Source organism: Pseudomonas sp. RA_15y_Pfl2_54, from assembly GCF_963971015.1.
Taxonomy (GTDB): Bacteria; Pseudomonadota; Gammaproteobacteria; order Pseudomonadales; family Pseudomonadaceae; genus Aquipseudomonas; species Aquipseudomonas baetica_A.
On sequence record NZ_CAXAPN010000027.1, the window covers coordinates 1 to 19,077 of the forward strand.

The following is a 19,077-nucleotide window of genomic DNA, read 5'->3' on the forward strand; positions in this document are numbered from 1 at the left end:
CGCTTTTTTACAATGGATACGCCGTAGTCGTTCTTCAGGACATCGACCACATCTTCGAAAAATTTGGCTTTCTGATTTGCCAGTGCCAGTTGCTCCTCAAGCTCTTTGATTCTCTGCTCGGGGGTCAGAGGCAAAGTTGGCTCGTCCATCGGTCGAGTCCTCTGGGTACGAATGGAGGCGCCTTGGCTCCAATCCTGTCGACCATGCTTGCGTAACCAGACCAACACCGTCGACCGGCCCTGGATCCCGTAGCGCCGTTGAGCCTCTTTATAACTCAACTCGCCTTTTTCTACTTGGTCGACAACTGACAATTTAAAAGTCAGCGTGTAATCGCGTTGACTACGTTTTGCGCCCGTATCCATTGCCCCCTCCTGATAAGAAGCCAGAAGGTGTAAACCTTATTCAGGACGAGACAGCAGATACAAAAAAGGCGATCCCGAGGGATCGCCTTTTTTATTGCGCTTGAGCCGAAGCTTAGCTGCTCACCGGCAAAATCGGGCTGCCCAACCGATCCAGCAACGTCGCCTGCGCACTGCGCGGGTTCTGGTTGCCGGTTGGCGTGTTGCGGATGTAGCGGCCATCCGACTGCAGGCTCCAGCTGTGGGTGTTGTCGGTCAGGTACAGCTCCAGCTCTTTCTTCACGCGAGTCAGCAGCTTCTTGCCTTCCACCGGGAAGCAAGTCTCGACACGCTTGTCGAGATTGCGCTCCATCCAGTCGGCGCTGGAAAGGTACATCTGCTCCTCGCCACCGTTGAGGAAGTAGAACACGCGGGTGTGCTCAAGGAAGCGACCAATGATCGAGCGCACATGAATGTTGTGCGAAACCCCGGCGATGCCCGGACGCAGGCAGCACATGCCGCGCACCACCAGGTCGATGCGCACGCCTGACTGGCTGGCCTTGTACAGCGCGCGGATGATCTTCGGATCGGTCAGCGAGTTGAACTTGGCGATGATGTGCGCCGGTTTGCCGTCGAGCGCAAACTGCGTCTCGCGGGCGATCATGTCGAGCATGCCCTTCTTGAGGGTGAACGGCGCGTGCAGCAGTTTTTTCATGCGCAGCGTTTTACCCATGCCGATCAACTGGCTGAACAGTTTGCCAACGTCTTCGCACAAGGCGTCATCGGAAGTCAGCAGGCTGTAGTCGGTGTACAGGCGGGCGTTACCGGCATGGTAGTTACCGGTGCCGAGGTGCGCGTAACGCACGATCTCGCCGGCCTCGCGCCGCAGAATGAGCATCATCTTGGCGTGGGTCTTGAAGCCGACCACGCCGTAGATCACCACCGCACCGGCCGCTTGCAGACGACTGGCCAGTTGCAGGTTGGACTCTTCGTCAAAGCGCGCTCGCAACTCGATGACCGCCGTCACTTCCTTGCCGTTACGCGCGGCATCCACCAGCGCATCAACGATCTCGGAGTTGGCGCCGGAGCGGTACAACGTTTGGCGCACGGCCAGAACGTGCGGGTCTTTCGCCGCTTGGCGCAGCAGGTCGACCACCGGGGTGAACGACTCGAACGGGTGCAGCAGCAAAATATCCTGCTTGCTGACCACGCTGAAAATGTTCTCGCTGTTTTGCAGCAGTTTCGGGATCTGCGGCGTAAACGGCGTGTATTGCAGCTCCGGATGGCTGTCCAGACCGGTGATGCTGAACAGACGCGTCAGGTTGACCGGGCCGTTGACCTGGTACAGCTCGGTCTCGCTCAGGTTGAATTGCTTGAGCAGGTAGTCCGACAGGTGTTTCGGGCAAGTATCGGCAACTTCCAGACGCACCGCATCGCCGTAACGCCGCGAGAACAGCTCGCCACGCAGGGCGCGGGCAAGGTCTTCGACGTCTTCGGAATCGAGCGCCAGGTCGGCGTTCCGGGTCAGGCGGAACTGGTAGCAGCCCTTGACCTTCATGCCCTGGAACAGGTCATCGGCGTGAGCATGGATCATCGACGACAGGAACACATAGTTGTCGCCCGCGCCGCCGACTTCTTCCGGCACCTTGATGATTCGCGGCAGCAAACGCGGCGCCGGGATAATCGCCAGACCGGAGTCACGACCGAAGGCGTCAATGCCTTCGAGCTCGACGATGAAGTTCAGGCTCTTGTTCACCAGCAACGGAAACGGGTGCGTCGGGTCGAGGCCGATCGGGGTGATGATCGGCGCGATCTCGTCGCGAAAATAACGGCGCACCCAGGTTTTGATCTTGGTCGTCCAGTGGCGGCGACGGATGAAGCGCACCTGGTGCTTTTCCAGCTCAGGCAACAGGATGTCATTGAGGATCGCGTACTGACGGTCAACGTGACCGTGTACCAGCTCACTGATCCGCGCCAGCGCCTGATGCGGTTGCAGACCATCGGCGCCGGCCTGTTCACGGGCGAAGGTGATTTGCTTCTTGAGGCCAGCGACGCGAATTTCGAAGAATTCGTCGAGGTTGCTGGAAAAGATCAGCAGGAACTTCAATCGCTCCAGCAACGGGTAGGACTCGTCCAGCGCCTGCTCCAGCACGCGGATGTTGAACTGCAATTGCGAGAGCTCGCGGTGGATGTACAGGCTGCTGTCATCCAGGCCCGGAATAGCGATCACCGGCGCTGCCGCAGCGGGTTCGGCGACCGGCGCGGGCGGCGCAGGCTCGAGTTCCGGTGGGGTTTCGGTGATCTGCTCCACCACCGGCTGAGCTTCTTTTACTGCAACTTCAGTGAGTCCTTCGGTATTCATTGAATGTTCCTGGGAGGGCTATTTCTGCTCTCGTAACAATTGAGCGGCGCGGACAGCAAAGTAAGTCAGGATGCCATCAGCGCCGGCACGTTTAAAGGCGGTCAGTGATTCAAGAATCACCGCCTCGCTCAACCAGCCATTCTGGATCGCCGCCATGTGCATGGCGTATTCGCCGCTAACCTGATAGACGAAGGTCGGCACTTTGAAGGCATCTTTTACCCGCAAAAGAATGTCCAGGTACGGCATGCCGGGTTTGACCATGACCATGTCCGCGCCTTCAGACAAGTCCGCACCGACTTCGTGCAGCGCTTCGTCGCTGTTGGCCGGGTCCATCTGATAAGAGGCTTTGTTCGCCTTGCCCAGGTTCGAGGCCGAACCCACGGCATCGCGGAACGGGCCGTAATAGGCGCTGGCGTACTTGGCCGAGTAGGCCATGATCCGCACGTTGACGTGGCCGGCGATTTCCAGCGCTTCGCGGATCGCCTGAATGCGCCCGTCCATCATGTCCGATGGCGCGACTACCTGAGCGCCGGCCTCGGCGTGCGACAAGGCCTGGCGCACCAGTGCGTCGACGGTGATGTCGTTCTGCACGTAGCCTTCTTCGTCGAGAATGCCGTCCTGACCGTGGGTGGTGAACGGATCGAGCGCCACGTCGGTGATCACGCCCAGTTCCGGGAAACGAGCACGCAGAGCGCGAGTGGCGCGCTGGGCGATACCTTCAGGGTTCCAGGCTTGGGCGGCGTCGAGGGATTTGAGTTCTGCGGGTGTAACCGGGAATAACGCCACTGCCGGAATGCCCAGTTCGACCCATTGGGCGGCTTCTTCAAGCAACAGGTCGATGGTCAAGCGCTCTACACCCGGCATCGAGGCCACTGCTTCGCGACGATTTTCACCGTCAAGCACAAAGACTGGCAGGATCAGATCATCGACCGTCAGCACATTTTCCCGCACCAGCCGACGCGAAAAATCATCGCGGCGATTGCGACGCAGGCGGGTGGCGGGGAACAAACGGTTGGCAGGGGTAAAGCTCACGGCAGACTCCTGAGCCCGCGCAAACGGGCGAGCGTGACAGTTATAGACGGCCATTATGACCAACAGATGACAGTTGTGTGAGACCTGTGACAGGTAGGCGTATTCCATTCTCAGTGTAGGAATTGTTCACGTCGAGACACATCTCGATACTTTCCTGAATGTGTCCGAAGGGGTAGGCTGCGCGTTCATTTCGCCAGCACCCAGACAATGCTCCAACAATTTCTGCATGACTTCGGCTACTTTGCCCTTTTTCTAGGCACGTTCTTCGAAGGCGAAACCATCCTGGTGCTCGCAGGCTTCCTCGCGTTCCGCGGTTACATGGACATCAACATCGTGGTGGTCGTGGCGTTCCTGGGCAGCTATGCCGGCGATCAGCTGTGGTACTTCCTCGGCCGCAAGCATGGGCGCAAATTACTGGCGCGCAAACCGCGCTGGCAACTGATGGGTGACCGCGCGCTGGAGCACATTCGCAAGCATCCTGATATCTGGGTCCTGAGCTTCCGCTTTGTTTACGGCTTGCGCACAGTGATGCCGGTGGCGATCGGCCTGTCGGGGTATCCGCCGGGCCGTTACTTGCTGCTCAACGGCATTGGCGCGGCGATCTGGGCCACTGCGCTGGCCGCCGCGGCTTACCACTTCGGAGCGGTACTGGAAGGCATGCTCGGCAGCATCAAGAAGTACGAGCTGTGGGTACTGGGTGCATTGCTGATACTGGGCGTTGGCCTGTGGTTGCGTCGCCGCTTCAAGAATGCTCGTCTGGCGAAGAAGATCTACGAAGACGAGCAACTCCAGAAAGCTCAATTGGCCAAATCGGCCGAGCCTAAGACGCCAGCCGAGTAAGTCGCAGGCGACACACGTACAGCCCGATGCCACTGAGCAGGCTGTAACTGAGCACGCCAGCCCACGCCACCGGGCTGGCCGGCCAAAGCCCAACCAACGGCGCCAGCCACACCAACGCCAGGTTCGATGCCAGCCGCAGCAGCTCGACCTTCAGCGCCCACGGCCGATTCTCCAGGGCCACGCCCAACGCAAACACACCGAACGCCACAGCCCCCCAGCCGAGTATCAACGCGGCGACCGGCAAGCTGCGTTCCAGATTCATCAAATAACTGCCCAGCGCGATATAGACGCCAAACTGCGCCACCACATACCACTGCTGGCGGCTGTCGATCGACACTTCAAACTTGCGGAACTGGCTCAAGTCCGGCTTGTTCATCGGGTACCTGGCCGCGACATCCGCTGGCCGCCACCCGGTGCGCATGAACCAGATCCGCAGCTTGTCCCATTTGCGCTCGGCACGGCGCGCGTCGTTCCACAACTGCGCATAAAACTGCAGATTGGCCCACAGCGGGTTCCAGCTCGCCAACGGCGTGGTCACGCCAAAAATCACCGGCTCGTTGTCGTCTTCTTCCTGAAACGTACCGAACAACCGATCCCAAAGAATGAACACCCCACCGTAGTTGCGATCCATGTAGAGAGCATTCTGTGCATGGTGAGCCCGATGATTGGACGGCGTGACGAAGAACCACTCGAACCATCCGAGCTTGGGGATGTGCCGGGTGTGCACCCAGAATTGATAAAGCAGATTCAGCGCCGCAACGCTGACGAACACCAGCAGCGGCACGCCGAACACGGCCATCGGCAGGTAGAAGATCCAGCTCAGCAGAAAACCGGTGCTGGTCTGGCGCAACGCCGTCGAGAGGTTGTACTCCTCGCTCTGGTGATGCACCGAATGCGCGGCCCAGAGGATGTTTCGCTCATGGCCCATGCGGTGCAGCCAGTAATAGCAAAAGTCGTAAAGGACGAAGGCCAGCACCCAGACCCAAACGCTGTCCGCCGGCAGCCTGAGCAGCGCCAGATGTTCCAGGGCAAAGGCATAGGTCAACAGCCCCACGCCCTTGGTCAGCAGGCCGGTGGTGGTGGACAGCACGCCGGTGCTGATGCTGTTTACCGCATCGGCCAGGCGATAGTGGCTGACCCCGCGCCAACGGTCGGCGATGAGTTCAACCACGATCAACACGAAGAAAAACGGCACCGCATAGAGAATGAAGTCCATGACGCGTCCTGACGGGAAACCTTAGGACAGATCCTAGGCTTGGCCGCCCATTAACCCTATGGCAACGCGCGACAAATTAGTGGACATTTAGCGCCATGAATCTGGAGAGAAACCCATGAGCAAAAAAGTTGCAGTGATCCTGTCCGGCAGCGGCGTGTACGACGGCGCCGAAATCCATGAAAGCGTCATCACCCTGCTGCGCCTCGATCAACGCGGCGCGCAGGTGCAGTGCTTCGCCCCCGACATTGCGCAATTGCATGTGATCAATCACCTGACCGGCGAAGAAATGCCCGAGTCGCGCAATGTGCTGGTCGAATCGGCGCGCATCGCCCGCGGCAACATCAAGGACATCCGCCAGGCCGACGTTGAAGACTTCGATGCCCTGATCGTGCCGGGTGGTTTTGGTGCGGCGAAAAACCTGTCTAACTTCGCCATCGAAGGCGCCGGCTGCACCGTGCAGCCCGACGTGCTGGCCTTGGCCGAGGCATTTGCCGAAGCGGGCAAACCGGTAGGGCTGATCTGCATCTCGCCGGCACTGGCCGCAAAAATCTATGGCCCTGGCGTGACCTGCACCATCGGCAACGATGCCGACACCGCCACAGCGATGAACAAGATGGGCGCCAGCCACGAAGAGTGCGCGGTGGGCGACATCATCGAAGACAAGGCGCGCAAACTGGTGACCACCCCGGCTTACATGCTGGCGCAGAACATCAGTGAAGCGGCGTCCGGGATCAACAAACTCATTGACCGCGTACTTGAGTTGACCCACGAAAACGACGTCTGAGCCTGACTGCAAACAAAACCTGTGTGGGAGCGGGCTTGCTCGCGAAGGTGTCGTATCAGCCAACTTTGAGTTGAATGACTCAGCGCTTTCGCGAGCGAGCCCGCTCCCACCGGGTCAGTGCAGGACTCAGGTTTTGCGGGTGAGCCGGGTCAGAATCCGGTCCAATGCATTGGCAAACGCCTGCTTCTCGCGATCACCAAATGGCGCCGGGCCGCCGCTCACCTGGCCCTGTTCACGCAGATCGGTGAACAGGTTGCGCACCGCCAACCGCTCGCCCATGTTCTGTGCATCGAACTCTTTGCCCCGCGGGTCCAGCGCCGCCACGCCCTTTTTCACCAGCCGATCGGCCAGCGGAATGTCGCTGCAGATCACCAGTTCACCCGGCACGGCGTGCTCGACCAGATAATCATCCGCCGCGTCCGGGCCGCTCGGCACCACGATCAATTTGACGATGGCCAACCCCGGTTTAATCTGCGGCTGCCCGGCCACCAGCACCACTTCGAACTGGCGCTTGAGCGCGAACTTCACCACCAGATCCTTCGCCGCCCGTGGACAGGCGTCGGCATCGATCCAAACACGCATCATCTATTCCTCATCCCGCGAATGTGAGCGCAGCGAATGCTGTTAAGCGGCTACACGCTTGCTCTCAGCCCTGCGACTGCGGCTGTACAGCACAACAATCGCGACCATCGCCACCGCCTGCGCGGTCAGCGAATACGCATCGGCATGAATGCCCAGCCAGTCGAAATCAAAGAACGCCACCGGCCGCGTACCGAAGATCCCAGCCTCCTGCAACGCCTTGACGCCATGCCCGGCAAACACCACCGACAGCGCGCACAGCAGCGCAGCATTGATGCTGAAGAACAACGCCAACGGCAACTTCGCCGAACCACGCAGGATTACCCACGCCAGACCGACCAGCAGCACCAACGCTGTCGCGCCACCGGCCAGTACCGCGTTGTGTCCGGCCGGGCCGGCTTGCAGCCACAGGGTTTCGTAAAACAGGATCACTTCGAACAGCTCGCGATACACCGAGAAGAACGCCAGGATCGCAAAGCCGAAACGCCCGCCCCCACCGACCAGACTGCTCTTGATGTAATCCTGCCAGGCCGCTGCGTGGCGGCGATCGTGCATCCACACGCCGAGCCACAACACCATCACGCTGGCGAACAGCGCCGTAGCGCCCTCAAGCAATTCGCGTTGCGAGCCGCTGACATCAATCACATACGCCGCTAACGCCCAGGTACCGAGGCCGGCCAGCAATGCCAGGCCCCAACCGACATTGACGCTACGCACCGCCGATTGCTGGCCGGTATTGCGCAGGAACGCGAGAATCGCCGCCAGCACCAGAATCGCTTCCAGGCCTTCACGCAGCAGGATCAGCAGGCCGGAAATGAAACTCAGCGACCAGCTCAGGCCATCGTTACCCAACAGGCCGGCAGACTCCTTGAGCTTGGCCTTGGCCGCGTCGAGACGCTGTTCGGCCTGTGCCACCGGCAAACCGTCCTGCAACGACTGCCGATAAGCCATCAGGGATTTTTCAGTGTCCTTGCGCACGTTGGCATCGACGTTATCCAGCGAACTCTCGACCAGTTCGAAACCTTCCAGATACGCCGCCACCGACAGATCGTAGGCCTGATCGTGTTCGCCGGCGCGGTAGGCCGCGAGGCTCTTGTCCAGCGTCGCTGCGGTGTAGTCGAGCAACTGCGCCGGGCCACGCTTGACCTGCGGCGGCTGCGCACGCTGGGCGCGGAACGTCGCGGCGGCTTGCGGGCCTTCCGCGATCTGCACTTCGGCCGGAGTCTGGCGGGCCAGGTCGGCGATGTTATAGGTTTTCTCGGCTTTGGCGGCCGAGGCATCGGCGCTGAGCCCGGCGACATAGGTCGCCATGTCCCAACGCTGGCGGTCGTCCAATTGATCGGCAAAGGACGGCATGTCGGTGCCTTCGACGCCTTGACCGAGGGTGCTGTAGATCGCGTACAGACTCAGGTGGTCCAGACGTGCGGCATCGCGCAGGTTAGCCGGGGGCGGCACCAGACCGACACCGGCCGGACCATCGCCGGCACCGGTTTCACCGTGGCACACCGAGCAATGCTGGGCGAAGAGCGGTGCTGCACGCGCCGGATCGGGGGTGATGACCGGTGCCTGGCTGACTTCATAGGCCGCGGCCAGCTTCGCACCCAACTGCCGCGCCTGACGGGCAACGTCCGCGCCGTTCTGCCGTGCGGTGACGGCTGCACGCAAGGCAATCACGCCTTGTTCCAGTCCTGCCTTCTCCGGTTTGCCAGGCAACTCTGCGATCAGCCCCTGCAACACCTGAATGAATTCCAGCTGCTCGCGATACTCGGCGTCGTCGATGACCTTGCCCGCGTCCACCGTCGGCGGATAGTCGGCACTGATGTAATCGAGCATGTGCAGGGCTTGCGGCGCGCCTTCCACCGTATCGGCCAGCAGGTTGGAGCAACTCAGAGCGCACAACGGGAACAACAGCCAGGCCAGAAAACGGGACGGCGCAGTCATGAACGAATCTCAATTGGTAATACGAAGTAACACATTGTTCACTCCCAATGAGATTCACTCAAGCTTTGTCGGCGCTACGGTCGTTTTTTAACGTAACCACCTGCACTTCGAGCGCGACATGCCGGGCTTGAGGATACCGCGGGCAATAGTGTCGCTGGTCATATGCCCCGGCCTCTGCAAACCGCCACTATAATGCGTCACCTCGCCGCCCCGACGTTCAAGGAAGATGCTGTCTTGATGCGCCATTGCCTACCGTTTTTTCTGTTGTTCAGCGCCATCGTGCACCTGAGCGGTTGCGCCGCTTACCGCGATTACGATTCGGAGATGCAGCAGACCATCGATGAGATGGCCAAGGGCGAACTCAACGAAGCGCTCTACCTGTTGGAGCTGCACAATCCCTGGGAAGACAAGGATCTGCTGTATTACCTGGAAAGAGGCGCCATTCTCAGCGCCGGCACGGCCTTGCCGCAAAGTCAGGAAGCCTGGCGCACGGCTGACCGGATGATTTTCCAGCGCGAAGAGGCCAACCCATCCGGCGCCATGAAGCTGCTGACCCGGTTCGGCAACGAAATGGGCACGATGCTGGTCAATGACAAGTTGCTGCGCTACGAAGGCTACGACTACGAAAAAGTCATGCTGACCACAGAGATGGCCCTCAACCAACTGGCGGAAAACGATTTCGACGGTGCGCGTGCCGACATCAAGAAAACCCACGAGCGCGAAACCCTGATTGCGCGTCAGCGGGAACGGCAATACGAAGAAGCTGAAGAGCAGGCCAAGAGCCAGGGAATCACGTTGCATTACAAGGATCTGCAAGGCTATCCGGTCGCCGTCCTCGACGCCCCGCAAGTGGTTGAACTGAAGAACGGCTACCAGAGTGCGTTCAGCCATTACCTGGCGGGTTTCACGTATGAAGCCTTGGGTGAACGCGGCCTCGCGGCACCCGGTTATCGGCAGGCTATCGAATTGCGTCCGGGTGTGCCGTTTCTCGAAAAAGCCTTGCGCAATCTGGACAAGCCCCCGCCGGCAGCAGATGAAAGCGAGGTTCTGGTCGTTGTCCAGGCCGGGTTTGCTCCGGCGCGCAGTTCGGTGCAAGTGCCGATCCCGGTGCGGTTGAACGAAAACCTGACAATTGTCGCGCCGATCTCGTTTCCGGTGATGCTGCCCGATACCATCACACCTCCTGTACCGAGCGTGCTCGTCGACGGACAACAATACCCGTTGACGATGATCAACAGCGTTACTGACATGGCCATGCGTACCTTGCGCGATGACATGCCGGCGATCATTTCTCGCGCCATGTTCCGCGCCAACATGGCCGCCATCAGCCAGGCTCAAGAGAACGAACGCAATCCGGCCAAGGCTTCGCTGGTAGTCACCGAGCATGATCCTTTCGAAGAGGCTGACACGCGGACCTGGCGCACACTGCCGGACAAAACCCTGGTCGCCCGGCTACGCCTGAAAAAAGGCCTGCATCGCGTTCGCTTTCCGTACTTCCGTGCAGAGGACGGGTTCACCGTGCGCGTCGATCAGCACCATCAAGTGCTCAATCTGCGGGTATTCATGGGCAAGAACTACTACGTGGGGTCTACGCTGGTGCTACCCGAAGCACCAGCACCTACGAACGTTGGCAGCGCCGGGCAGTAATGGCACCTAACTAACCAGTGAAATTAAAAAGCTATTACATAGCCAGCACCACACGCCTATAATGCCGCGCCCGCGCTATCGCGATGCGGCATTAAAGCTCCTCTGGTTATGAGGAATTGGCAGGAGGCCAACGCCACTGTCGATGGGTCACACCAGCCCGACCAGCATCCGCGGCTGTAGCTACTCCAGGGAAGAAGTACCCCCATGGCATTCCGCGCCCCTACTCTGATCGCGCTCAGCGCTATCACTCTGCTGTCCGGCTGTTCGGCGTTTCGCAACTACGACTCCGAACTGGCCCAGACCAACCAGCAACTAGCTTCCGGCAACGTCGATGCCGCGCTGACCCTGCTGGAAAAGAACAACGCCGGCCCAGACAAAGACCTGCTCTATTACTTCGAAAAAGGTGAATTGCTGCGCGCCAAGGGCGACCTGTCCGGCAGCCAGAATGCCTGGACCAGCGCCGACCAGGTGGTTGGTCAGTGGGAAGACTCGGTCAAGCTCGACACTGGCAAATATCTGGCCCAGTTCGGCAGCTTCATCGTCAATGACAAAGTGCGCCGCTACGAAGGCTACGACTACGAAAAAGTCATGCTGACCACGCAGATGGCCCTGAACCTGCTGGCGGTCAATGACTTCGACGGCGCACGCACTGCAATCAAGAGGACCCACGAACGTGAAGCGGTGATCGCCGACCTGCGTGACAAGGAATACCTCAAGAGCGAGGAAGAGGCCGAGAAAGAAGGCATCAAGACTCAGTACAAAGACCTGCAAGGCTACCCGGTCGCCAGCCTCGGCGCACCGGAAGTGGTCAGCCTGAAGAACAGCTACCAGAGTGCGTTCAGCCATTACCTGGCCGGTTTCGTCTACGAAGCCCTGGGTGAAAAAGACCTGGCTGCGCCGGGCTACCGCAAAGCGGCCGAACTGCGCCCGAACACCCCGCTGCTGGAACAGGCGCTGGTCAACCTCGACAAGCCGACCAAGAGCGACGACAGCGACATCCTGATCGTGGTGCAAAGCGGTCTGGCGCCATCGCGCGACTCCATCCGCGTGCCGCTGCCACTGCCAATCTCCAACAACGTGGTGATCACGCCTTTGTCGTTCCCGATCATCAAACCTGACACCTCCACCGCGCCGTTCGCACAGATCGGTGTCGACGGCCAGCAGGTCAACCTGACGGCCCTCAACAGCACCACCGCCATGTCCCGCCGTGCTCTGCGCGATGACATGCCGGGGATCATCCTGCGCACCACCGTGCGTGCGATCACCAAAGGTGTGGCGCAGAAGAAAATCAACGAAACCAACCCGCTGGCCGGTCTGGCCGTCGGTATCTCTTCAGCGGTGCTCGAAGGTGCCGATACCCGTACGTGGCGCACCTTGCCGGACAACACCCAAGTGGTGCGTCTGCGCTTGAAGAAAGGTGAACACCAAGTCACCCTGCCGAGTGCCGTAGGCGGTTCAGTGGTCAAGGTCACTGTTGATCAGCGTTATCAGGTGATCAGCCTGCGCGCCGTGGGCAATCAGGTGTTCGCCGGCGGTCTCGCCGCCCACGTGATCCCGAGCGCCGGCGCGACCAACGTCGCCAGCATCAAACAACCTTAAGAACGGAGTCTTTGCATGCACTTCAAACTCATCGCCGTTGCCGCCCTCGCCTTGTTGGCCACCGGCTGCGCTACCCCGCCGCCACCGGAGCCGGGCAGCGCCGCGAGCAAGGTCGTGGCCATGGGGCCGCAGAAACACATCGTCGTCGGCGCCATGCGCGTCGCGCGCGAAAACGGCTTCATGACCGTCAACGTGCAGTTGAGCAACACCCTCAACAGCAACAAGACGTTCTACTACCGCTTCGCCTGGCTCGGCCCGGAAGGTTTCCCGATTGCCGAGGAAGAAGTCTGGAAAAGCCAGATGATGTACGGCGCGCAGACCAGCTTCATCCAGGGCATCGCCCCGACCCCGAAAGCCGTGGACTTCCGTCTGGAACTCAAGACGCCTTAAGCCCGACCCACTCTTCCTGTTTTAGAGAGCATTCCCATGTTTGCACGCTTTTCCTGCATCGCCGTCATCGCCCTGCTGGCCTCCGGTTGCGCCAATACTTCGCCGACCCTGGGCAGCAAGAACATCAGCTACGGCGACACCAAAGCGGTTGAAACCGTGACCAACGAATTCGGTTCGACCGACCTGCAAATGATCGCCGAGTCGATGACCCGCTCCCTGGCCCAGTCCGGCATTCTGCAGGGCCGTCCGGTGGTTCAGGTCTACGACGTGAAGAACAAGACCAGCGAGTACATCGACACCCGCGAAATCACCACCAGCATCAAGACCCAACTGATGAAGACTGGCGTTGCGCGCTTTGCCAGCGACAACAACGCGATGCAGAGCCAGGTTGACCAGCTCAAGCTGCAAAACCAGAGCGGCCTGTACAAGAAGAGCACCGTGGCCAAGACCGGTAACATGATCGCCGCCAAGTACCGCATCGAAGGCTCGATCAGCTCGATCGTCAAGCGCAGCAGCGATTACAAGGACGTCTTCTACAAATTCAGCCTGCAATTGATCGACGTTGAAAGCGGTCTGGCCGAGTGGATGGACGAAAAAGAGATCCGCAAAACCACGGAGCGTTAATCGATGCGCACATGGATTGGCATGATGGCCCTGGCTTGCGCGCTCAGCGTGCAAGCGGCCCCGAAAGTCGCGGTGACGGATCTGGCGTACCAGGAACGTGTGGAGCAATACATCCACATCGTTTCGGCGCAGAGCAATTACCGCGAGGGTTACTACAGCTCCAGCGGTTCTTCGAACTACAACGAGCTCGAAGCGACCACCAGCTACATCGAACAAACCGAACTGCGTAAATTCACTGGCGACATCAAAGGTGAAATCCTGCGCACCGGCATGTTCCAGCTGGTGCAAGGCACGCCGTACACCGCGTCGTCCAAGGGTGACATCTACGACGTGATCAAGCGGATCAAGGCCGGTAACTTCAAGGGCGCCGACTATGTTCTGTTCGGTACCGTGTCGGACATCGACTTCACCCAGGACATGAACGAGCTGGCGCACACCGACAGCTATTCGGCAGTGCTGGGCCTGACGTTGGTGGCGGACTTCAGCCTGATCAACACCAAGACCTTTGAGATCACGTCGGCCTTCACGGCGATGGGTGAAGCGCAGGACACCAAACTGGTGAACCACCGCGACATCAAGGTCTCGCTGAACCGCCCACGGGTGGTGCGTGAGGTGTCGAAGGCGCTGGGTGAGGACGTGGCCGGGCAACTGAGCCAACAGCTCGGCGGTGGCGGTTACGAGCAGCCGCGCGAGCCGCAGCCACGCAACAATCTGCCGCGTGATACCGCGCCGGTGATTTTGCGCTAAAACCCCCTGCCACAAATGAAAAAGGCGACCTCAATAGGTCGCCTTTTTTGTGCCTGCGGGTTTTTAAACCGCTGCTTTGCGCAACGTCGCCATAAACGCCGCCGCACCGATGAACAGCCCGGCAAACGTGCGGTTCATGCGTTTCTGCTGTTTGGGCGTGCGCAGCAACCGCAGCACTTTCGACGCCAGACCGGTGTAGCCGGCCATGACGATCAGATCGACGCAGATCATGGTCGCGCCGATCACCAGATACTGGATCAGCAGCGGTGCGTGGGGATTGATGAACTGCGGCAGCACCGCCAGCATGAAAATCAGTGCCTTGGGGTTGCTGATGTTCACCAGAAAACCACGGAACACCAGTGCCAGCGGCTTGCCGATCGGCCGCACCGCCGCGTCATCACTCATGTCCATGGGCAGCGCGCGCCATTGCTTGATCGCCAGATAAACCAGGTAGGCCACACCAAACCATTTGATCGCATGGAACGCCGTAGCCGAGGCGGTGAGGACTGCGCCGACACCGGCGCCGACAATCGCAATCTGCACCGCGAGGCCGATTTGCAGGCCGAGGGCATTCCAGTAACCACGCCAGAAACCGTATTGCAGACCGCTGGACATCGACGCAATGGCGCCGGCGCCCGGGGACAGACTGATCACCCAGCAGGCGGCAAAGAATGCCAGCCATGTTTGAAGCTCCATCGCACACCTCGACTCGGACTCGTACCAAACGTGCAAATTAATGTGGTTTCAGGCGGATGACTATCGTTTTTTTGTAGGAGGTTACGGACGCAACCCCGTATTGGCGGGCTACTTCTCGAAACTGCTCGAAGCAAACACATCACTGCCGCGCCAGCGCCGCACGGAACGCTGGAAGAACAGACTGTTCGGCACCTGCACCATCGCGCTACCCGTGCCCAATTCCTCAGCCTCGATCAGCGTGGTGTAGAGCAGATTGATCGCCACCACCCGGCCTTTGACACCGGGCTTGTCGGTGGTGTCCACCAACTCGACCACATCACCGAGCCGAAACGGCCCGACGGTAAAGATCAGAATCGCGCAGAGCAGATTCGACAGCACACTCCACATTGCGAAGAACGCCACCGCCGCCACCGCGACGAATCCCGACAGCGCCGTCCACAACACCGTCGCCGATACGCCAAGGCGCTCAAGCACGAAGATCAGCGCACTGCCCATGATCAGCCAGCGCAAGCCACCGCGCAGCGGCATCAGCAGCTGCGGCGGAAACGGATAGCGCTCACCCAGGCGAGTCAGGCATTTGGCGACAAAGCGCTGGGCGAGGTAGCCGGCCAGCAGGATCAGCAGAATCTGCACGCCGAGCCAGATCGGCTCGACCCACATGGCCGGAAGCGACAGCCTGAACGCGTCCATCAGGACAGCGCCTCCAGCTCCGCCTGCATGCTTTCCAGCGTCTCCAGGGCTTGCATCCACGCCTCTTCCAGCTCGGCTTCGCGCACTTTCAGTTTGGCCTGCTCGGCCAGCAGATCACGCAATTCGTTCTTGCGCGCGGGCTCGTAGATGTCGCTGTCGCCGAGGCTGGCATCGACCTTGGCCAGTTTCTCGTGGAGCTTGCCCAGTTCGGCTTCAAGCTTGTCGGCTTCACGCTTGTGCGGTGCCAGTTGCTGACGCAACGCAGCAGCGGCCTGGCGCTGGGCCTTCTTGTCGGTTTTGTCCGGGTTGACCGGGTTGTTGCTGACCGGCGCGTTGCGCTGACGGTATTCGACCAGCCAACGGGCGTAGTCTTCGAGGTCGCCATCGAACTCCTCGACCTTGCCGTCCGCGACCAGATAGAAGTTATCGGTGGTGCTCTTGAGCAAATGCCGATCGTGAGACACCACCAGTACCGCGCCACTGAATTCCTGCAACGCCATGGTCAGCGCCAGGCGCATTTCCAGGTCGAGGTGGTTGGTCGGTTCGTCGAGCAGCAACAGGTTCGGGCGTTCCCAGGCGATCAACGCCAGGGCCAGACGGGCCTTTTCGCCACCGGAGAAATTCAGCACCGGCTCATCGATCCGCGCACCACGGAAGTCGAAACCACCGAGGAAGTCGCGCAGGGTCTGCTCGCGCTCGGTTGGCGCCAGACGCTGCAAGTGCAGCAACGGGCTGGCCTTGGAATCGAGCGAGTCGAGCTGGTGCTGGGCGAAATAACCAACCACGGTGTTCTCGCCACGAGTCAGACGCCCGGCCAGCGGTTCGAGCTCGCCGGCGAGGTTCTTGATCAGGGTCGATTTACCGGCGCCGTTCGGGCCAAGCAGGCCGATGCGCGCACCCGGGGTCAGTTGCAGCTTGACCTTCTCCAGGATGGCTTTGTCGCCGTAACCCAGACGCGCATCGGACAGATCGATCAGCGGACTGGAAATCTTCGTCGACTCGCGGAACACGAAATCGAACGGCGAATCGACGTGGGCCGCCGACAGTTCCTCCATGCGCTCCAGCGCCTTGATCCGGCTCTGGGCCTGACGGGCCTTGGTGGCCTGGGCCTTGAAGCGGGCGATGTAGCTTTCCATGTGCGCACGTTGCGCCTGCTGCTTCTCGTAGGCCTGTTGCTGCTGGGCCAGACGCTCGGCACGGGCGCGTTCGAACGCGGTGTAGCCGCCACGGTAGAGGGTCAGTTTGCGCTGATCGACGTGAGCCACATGGTCGACGACTTCGTCGAGGAAATCGCGGTCGTGGGAAATCAGCAGCAAGGTGCCCGGGTAACTTTTCAGCCACTCTTCGAGCCAAATGATGGCGTCGAGGTCCAAGTGGTTGGTCGGTTCGTCGAGCAGCAGCAAATCCGACGGACACATCAAAGCCTGCGCCAGATTCAGACGCATCCGCCAGCCACCGGAGAAATCGCCTACCTGGCGATCCATCTGTTCGTTGGTAAACCCCAGGCCAGCCAGCAGCTTGCGGGCTCGGGCATCGGCGGTGTAGCCGTCGGCGCTGTCGAGCTCGGCGTGCAGGCGGGCCAGCGCCACGCCGTCATGGGCCGCTTCGGCCGCGGCGAGGTCACGCTGCACTTCGCGTAGACGCAGGTCGCCATCGAGCACATAGTCGACCGCCAGGCGTTCGAGCGTGTCGACCTCCTGACGCATGTGCGCGATCCGCCAGTCGGCCGGCAGCAGGCAATCGCCCGAGTCCGGGTGCAACTCGCCGCGCAGCAAGGCGAACAGGCTGGATTTGCCGGCGCCGTTGGCGCCGATGAGGCCGGCTTTGTGGCCGGCGTGCAGGGTCAGCTCGGCGTCTTCTAGCAGACGTTGCGGGCCACGCTGTAAAGTCAGGTTCTGAAGTCGGATCATAATGGCGGCGGAGTCTACCAGCTTCGCTCACAACTGGCGCGAGTAGCACGATGTCCTCTGACCTGTGGAGCTTTTCCCTTGCCACCTACGCCCGCCCGGGCGTGGAAAACACCTGCCTGCACATGCAAGCGGCGGGCACCAATGTCTGCTTGCTGCTTTGCGGCCTATGGCTGGAACAACGCGGGGTGACCTGCAGTGAGCAACGCGTGCGGCAACTGCAAATGGTGGTGGAGCCTTGGGACGCGGAGGTGGTGCAGCCACTGCGTGCATTGCGCACTCAATGGAAAAGCCTGGCGAAGGAAGATCCGGTGCTCAAGGGGCTGCGCGATCAAATGAAGGCGCTGGAGCTGGAAGCCGAACGGCATCTGCTGTGGCAGTTGGAGCAAACGGCGCTGGACTGGCCGTTGCATGACGCCCCAGGGGCGGGAGAATGGCTGGAGAGCCTGGCGACAACCGCCGCCAGGCTGAACCGCGACGCGCTGCAAAGGCTGCGCGTCGCGGCAGCCGGCACTTAGGAAGCGCTGGTCGGGTTGCTGGTGCTGCTCGACGCAGCGGCTGGCGTTGGTGCGGTCGTGGTGGTCGAAGCACTGGCGGCCGACGAGGCCGGGGCTGTCGGCGCAGCAGGCTTGGCAGCCGCAGCGGTTGCCGGTTTTGCAGCGACTGGTTTGGCAGCAACTGGTTTTTTCACGGCAGGCTTGGCAGCCGGTTTGGCTGCTGGCTTGACGGCAGCAGTAGCCGGTTTGGCGGCGGGTTTAACTGCTGGTTTTGCAGATGACTTGGCGGCGGGTTTCGCCGCAGCTTTGGCAACTGGTTTGGCGGCTACCGGTTTAGCGGCAGTCCTGGCAGCAGGTTTTGCAGCTGCCGGTTTAGCAGCCGGTTTTACCGCAGCTTTGGCAGCCGGTTTAGCGGTTGGTTTTGCTGCTGTGGGTTTAGCTGGAGCAGCTTTGGCAGCGGCTGGTTTTACAGCGGCTTTCGCAGCAACGGTTTTGGCCGCAACTGGTTTTGCAGCAGTCGTTTTTGCAGCGCTTGCCGCAGCCGGTTTTTTCGCCGCAGGTTTCGCAGCCGCTTTCACAGGTGCTTTTGCAACCGGCTTAGCTACCGGCTTTGCAGCGGGTTTGGCTGCAGCCGTTTTCGCCGGTGCTTTGGCAGCGACAGGTTTGGCTGCTGCTTTCTTCGCAGGTGCTGCAGCAGGCTTCGCTTCACGGGAAGACAGAACCTTGGCCACTGCTTCTTGCACACGGCCAACACCCTGGGCCAGTTTCAGGCTTTCCTGAGCATCGCGCTTGAGTTGCAGAATGTAGTTGCGAGTGTCGGACTGACGTTCTTTCAGAGCATCGAGCAGTTCTTCGAGCTCTTTCACTGCGCCTTTGGCTTTGGTCTGTGCCTTGGCTTTACCGGCGGCAGCAGCGTCCTGCAATTTGGTGCGCGACTTGTGCAGTTTTTCTTGCGCCTTGCCGCGTTGCTTTTCCAGTTTGGCGAGCAGTTTTTCAGCATCAGCCAAGGCTTGGGAGCAAGCGTTTTCCAGATGCTCGAGCAAGCTGCCCGAGAGTTGTTGGAGTAAGTGCAACGGAGTGTTTACAGGCTTCTTGGTGGCCGACATGGTTTACCTCCTGGCTGACGTGAGTGCGGCTCATACTAGACCTCTGCTGCTACCGCCGCTAGGTCATCTTGACAGTAAGGAA

Annotated in this window: 18 protein-coding genes; 8 read left to right on the forward strand and 10 right to left on the reverse strand. The window is 60.4% G+C overall.

Annotated features, from left to right (window positions below):
* From AACY50_RS19210 to hemB, 3 genes are all read right to left on the reverse strand, one after another.
* Positions 1-362: helix-turn-helix domain-containing protein (locus AACY50_RS19210; RefSeq protein WP_339507415.1), on the reverse strand; the 362-nt coding region annotated here is incomplete at its 3' end.
* Between the two features lie 112 nt (positions 363-474).
* Positions 475-2,700, reverse strand: coding sequence for a polyphosphate kinase 1 (ppk1, locus tag AACY50_RS19215; RefSeq protein ID WP_339430451.1), 2,226 nt, complete (start codon positions 2,698-2,700; stop codon positions 475-477).
* A gap of 18 nt (positions 2,701-2,718) precedes the next feature.
* Positions 2,719-3,732, reverse strand: coding sequence for a porphobilinogen synthase (gene hemB / locus AACY50_RS19220; RefSeq protein ID WP_339430452.1), 1,014 nt, complete (start codon positions 3,730-3,732; stop codon positions 2,719-2,721).
* A gap of 207 nt (positions 3,733-3,939) precedes the next feature.
* On the opposite strand from hemB, the gene AACY50_RS19225 reads away from it, so the two are divergent.
* Positions 3,940-4,572, forward strand: coding sequence for a DedA family protein (locus AACY50_RS19225; protein WP_339430453.1), 633 nt, complete (start codon positions 3,940-3,942; stop codon positions 4,570-4,572).
* On the opposite strand, the gene AACY50_RS19230 is transcribed toward AACY50_RS19225, so the two are convergent.
* Complete coding sequence (locus tag AACY50_RS19230) at positions 4,553-5,788, reverse strand: sterol desaturase family protein (RefSeq protein ID WP_339464648.1); 1,236 nt, start codon at positions 5,786-5,788, stop codon at positions 4,553-4,555. The genes AACY50_RS19225 and AACY50_RS19230 overlap by 20 nt on opposite strands.
* A gap of 115 nt (positions 5,789-5,903) precedes the next feature.
* On the opposite strand from AACY50_RS19230, the gene elbB reads away from it, so the two are divergent.
* The gene (elbB, locus tag AACY50_RS19235; protein WP_339539014.1) at positions 5,904-6,572 is read left to right on the forward strand and encodes an isoprenoid biosynthesis glyoxalase ElbB; all 669 of its coding nucleotides are present in this window, start codon (positions 5,904-5,906) and stop codon (positions 6,570-6,572) included.
* 126 nt (positions 6,573-6,698) lie between these two features.
* Here elbB and AACY50_RS19240 read toward each other — a convergent pair whose 3' ends face one another.
* Together AACY50_RS19240 and AACY50_RS19245 are read right to left on the reverse strand one after the other, a co-directional pair.
* A complete protein-coding gene (locus tag AACY50_RS19240; protein ID WP_339430456.1) occupies positions 6,699-7,154 on the reverse strand; it encodes a YaiI/YqxD family protein in 456 nt (151 codons plus the stop codon).
* A 42-nt stretch (positions 7,155-7,196) separates the two neighbouring features.
* Positions 7,197-9,092 (reverse strand): cytochrome c/FTR1 family iron permease, encoded by a 1,896-nt coding sequence (locus AACY50_RS19245; RefSeq protein ID WP_339430457.1) that lies wholly within the window; start codon positions 9,090-9,092, stop codon positions 7,197-7,199.
* Positions 9,093-9,329: 237 nt separating this feature from the next.
* Between AACY50_RS19245 and AACY50_RS19250 the strand changes: the two genes are divergently transcribed.
* The 5 genes from AACY50_RS19250 (at position 9,330) to AACY50_RS19270 (ending at position 14,099) form a co-directional block, all read left to right on the forward strand.
* On the forward strand, positions 9,330-10,739 hold the full coding sequence (locus AACY50_RS19250; RefSeq protein ID WP_339430503.1) for a COG3014 family protein: 1,410 nt from the start codon (positions 9,330-9,332) through the stop codon (positions 10,737-10,739).
* Positions 10,740-10,943: 204 nt separating this feature from the next.
* On the forward strand, positions 10,944-12,338 hold the full coding sequence (locus tag AACY50_RS19255) for a COG3014 family protein (RefSeq protein WP_339539015.1): 1,395 nt from the start codon (positions 10,944-10,946) through the stop codon (positions 12,336-12,338).
* Positions 12,339-12,353: 15 nt separating this feature from the next.
* Positions 12,354-12,728, forward strand: a complete 375-nt coding sequence (locus AACY50_RS19260; protein ID WP_339430459.1) for a YcfL family protein — start codon at positions 12,354-12,356, stop codon at positions 12,726-12,728.
* 36 nt (positions 12,729-12,764) lie between these two features.
* A complete protein-coding gene (gene lpoB / locus AACY50_RS19265; RefSeq protein WP_039757415.1) occupies positions 12,765-13,352 on the forward strand; it encodes a penicillin-binding protein activator LpoB in 588 nt (195 codons plus the stop codon).
* A gap of 3 nt (positions 13,353-13,355) precedes the next feature.
* Positions 13,356-14,099 carry a penicillin-binding protein activator LpoB gene (locus tag AACY50_RS19270; RefSeq protein ID WP_339430460.1) on the forward strand — a complete coding sequence of 248 codons (744 nt, stop codon included), beginning with the start codon at positions 13,356-13,358 and terminating at the stop codon, positions 14,097-14,099.
* A gap of 63 nt (positions 14,100-14,162) precedes the next feature.
* On the opposite strand, the gene AACY50_RS19275 is transcribed toward AACY50_RS19270, so the two are convergent.
* The 3 genes from AACY50_RS19275 to AACY50_RS19285 all read right to left on the reverse strand — a co-directional run bounded on the left by AACY50_RS19275 (position 14,163) and on the right by AACY50_RS19285 (position 17,395).
* Positions 14,163-14,795, reverse strand: a complete 633-nt coding sequence (locus tag AACY50_RS19275) for a LysE family transporter (protein WP_221730819.1) — start codon at positions 14,793-14,795, stop codon at positions 14,163-14,165.
* A 108-nt stretch (positions 14,796-14,903) separates the two neighbouring features.
* Positions 14,904-15,485, reverse strand: coding sequence for a mechanosensitive ion channel family protein (locus tag AACY50_RS19280; protein WP_339430461.1), 582 nt, complete (start codon positions 15,483-15,485; stop codon positions 14,904-14,906).
* Positions 15,485-17,395 carry an ATP-binding cassette domain-containing protein gene (locus AACY50_RS19285; RefSeq protein ID WP_339430462.1) on the reverse strand — a complete coding sequence of 637 codons (1,911 nt, stop codon included), beginning with the start codon at positions 17,393-17,395 and terminating at the stop codon, positions 15,485-15,487. Before AACY50_RS19285 ends, AACY50_RS19280 begins: the two co-directional genes overlap by 1 nt.
* 50 nt (positions 17,396-17,445) lie before the next feature.
* Here AACY50_RS19285 and AACY50_RS19290 point away from each other — a divergent pair, with 50 nt between their 5' ends.
* Entirely contained in the window at positions 17,446-17,910 is a 465-nt protein-coding gene (locus AACY50_RS19290; RefSeq protein ID WP_339464644.1) for a TIGR02444 family protein, read from the forward strand.
* Here the strand turns inward: AACY50_RS19290 and AACY50_RS19295 are convergent.
* Positions 17,907-18,995 carry an AlgP family protein gene (locus AACY50_RS19295; protein ID WP_339539016.1) on the reverse strand — a complete coding sequence of 363 codons (1,089 nt, stop codon included), beginning with the start codon at positions 18,993-18,995 and terminating at the stop codon, positions 17,907-17,909. The two genes, AACY50_RS19290 and AACY50_RS19295, sit on opposite strands and share 4 nt — an antisense overlap.
* Positions 18,996-19,077 lie beyond the last annotated feature (82 nt).

Coding starts and splice junctions, on each gene's coding strand:
- ppk1 (WP_339430451.1), bottom strand. CDS start 2,700: ATGAATACCGAAGGACTCACTGAAGTTGCAGTAAAAGAAGCTCAGCCG.
- AACY50_RS19225 (WP_339430453.1), top strand. CDS start 3,940: ATGCTCCAACAATTTCTGCATGACTTCGGCTACTTTGCCCTTTTTCTA.
- AACY50_RS19230 (WP_339464648.1), bottom strand. CDS start 5,788: ATGGACTTCATTCTCTATGCGGTGCCGTTTTTCTTCGTGTTGATCGTG.
- elbB (WP_339539014.1), top strand. CDS start 5,904: ATGAGCAAAAAAGTTGCAGTGATCCTGTCCGGCAGCGGCGTGTACGAC.
- AACY50_RS19240 (WP_339430456.1), bottom strand. CDS start 7,154: ATGCGTGTTTGGATCGATGCCGACGCCTGTCCACGGGCGGCGAAGGAT.
- AACY50_RS19245 (WP_339430457.1), bottom strand. CDS start 9,092: ATGACTGCGCCGTCCCGTTTTCTGGCCTGGCTGTTGTTCCCGTTGTGC.
- AACY50_RS19250 (WP_339430503.1), top strand. CDS start 9,330: ATGCGCCATTGCCTACCGTTTTTTCTGTTGTTCAGCGCCATCGTGCAC.
- AACY50_RS19255 (WP_339539015.1), top strand. CDS start 10,944: ATGGCATTCCGCGCCCCTACTCTGATCGCGCTCAGCGCTATCACTCTG.
- AACY50_RS19260 (WP_339430459.1), top strand. CDS start 12,354: ATGCACTTCAAACTCATCGCCGTTGCCGCCCTCGCCTTGTTGGCCACC.
- lpoB (WP_039757415.1), top strand. CDS start 12,765: ATGTTTGCACGCTTTTCCTGCATCGCCGTCATCGCCCTGCTGGCCTCC.
- AACY50_RS19270 (WP_339430460.1), top strand. CDS start 13,356: ATGCGCACATGGATTGGCATGATGGCCCTGGCTTGCGCGCTCAGCGTG.
- AACY50_RS19275 (WP_221730819.1), bottom strand. CDS start 14,795: ATGGAGCTTCAAACATGGCTGGCATTCTTTGCCGCCTGCTGGGTGATC.
- AACY50_RS19280 (WP_339430461.1), bottom strand. CDS start 15,485: ATGGACGCGTTCAGGCTGTCGCTTCCGGCCATGTGGGTCGAGCCGATC.
- AACY50_RS19285 (WP_339430462.1), bottom strand. CDS start 17,395: ATGATCCGACTTCAGAACCTGACTTTACAGCGTGGCCCGCAACGTCTG.
- AACY50_RS19290 (WP_339464644.1), top strand. CDS start 17,446: ATGTCCTCTGACCTGTGGAGCTTTTCCCTTGCCACCTACGCCCGCCCG.
- AACY50_RS19295 (WP_339539016.1), bottom strand. CDS start 18,995: ATGTCGGCCACCAAGAAGCCTGTAAACACTCCGTTGCACTTACTCCAA.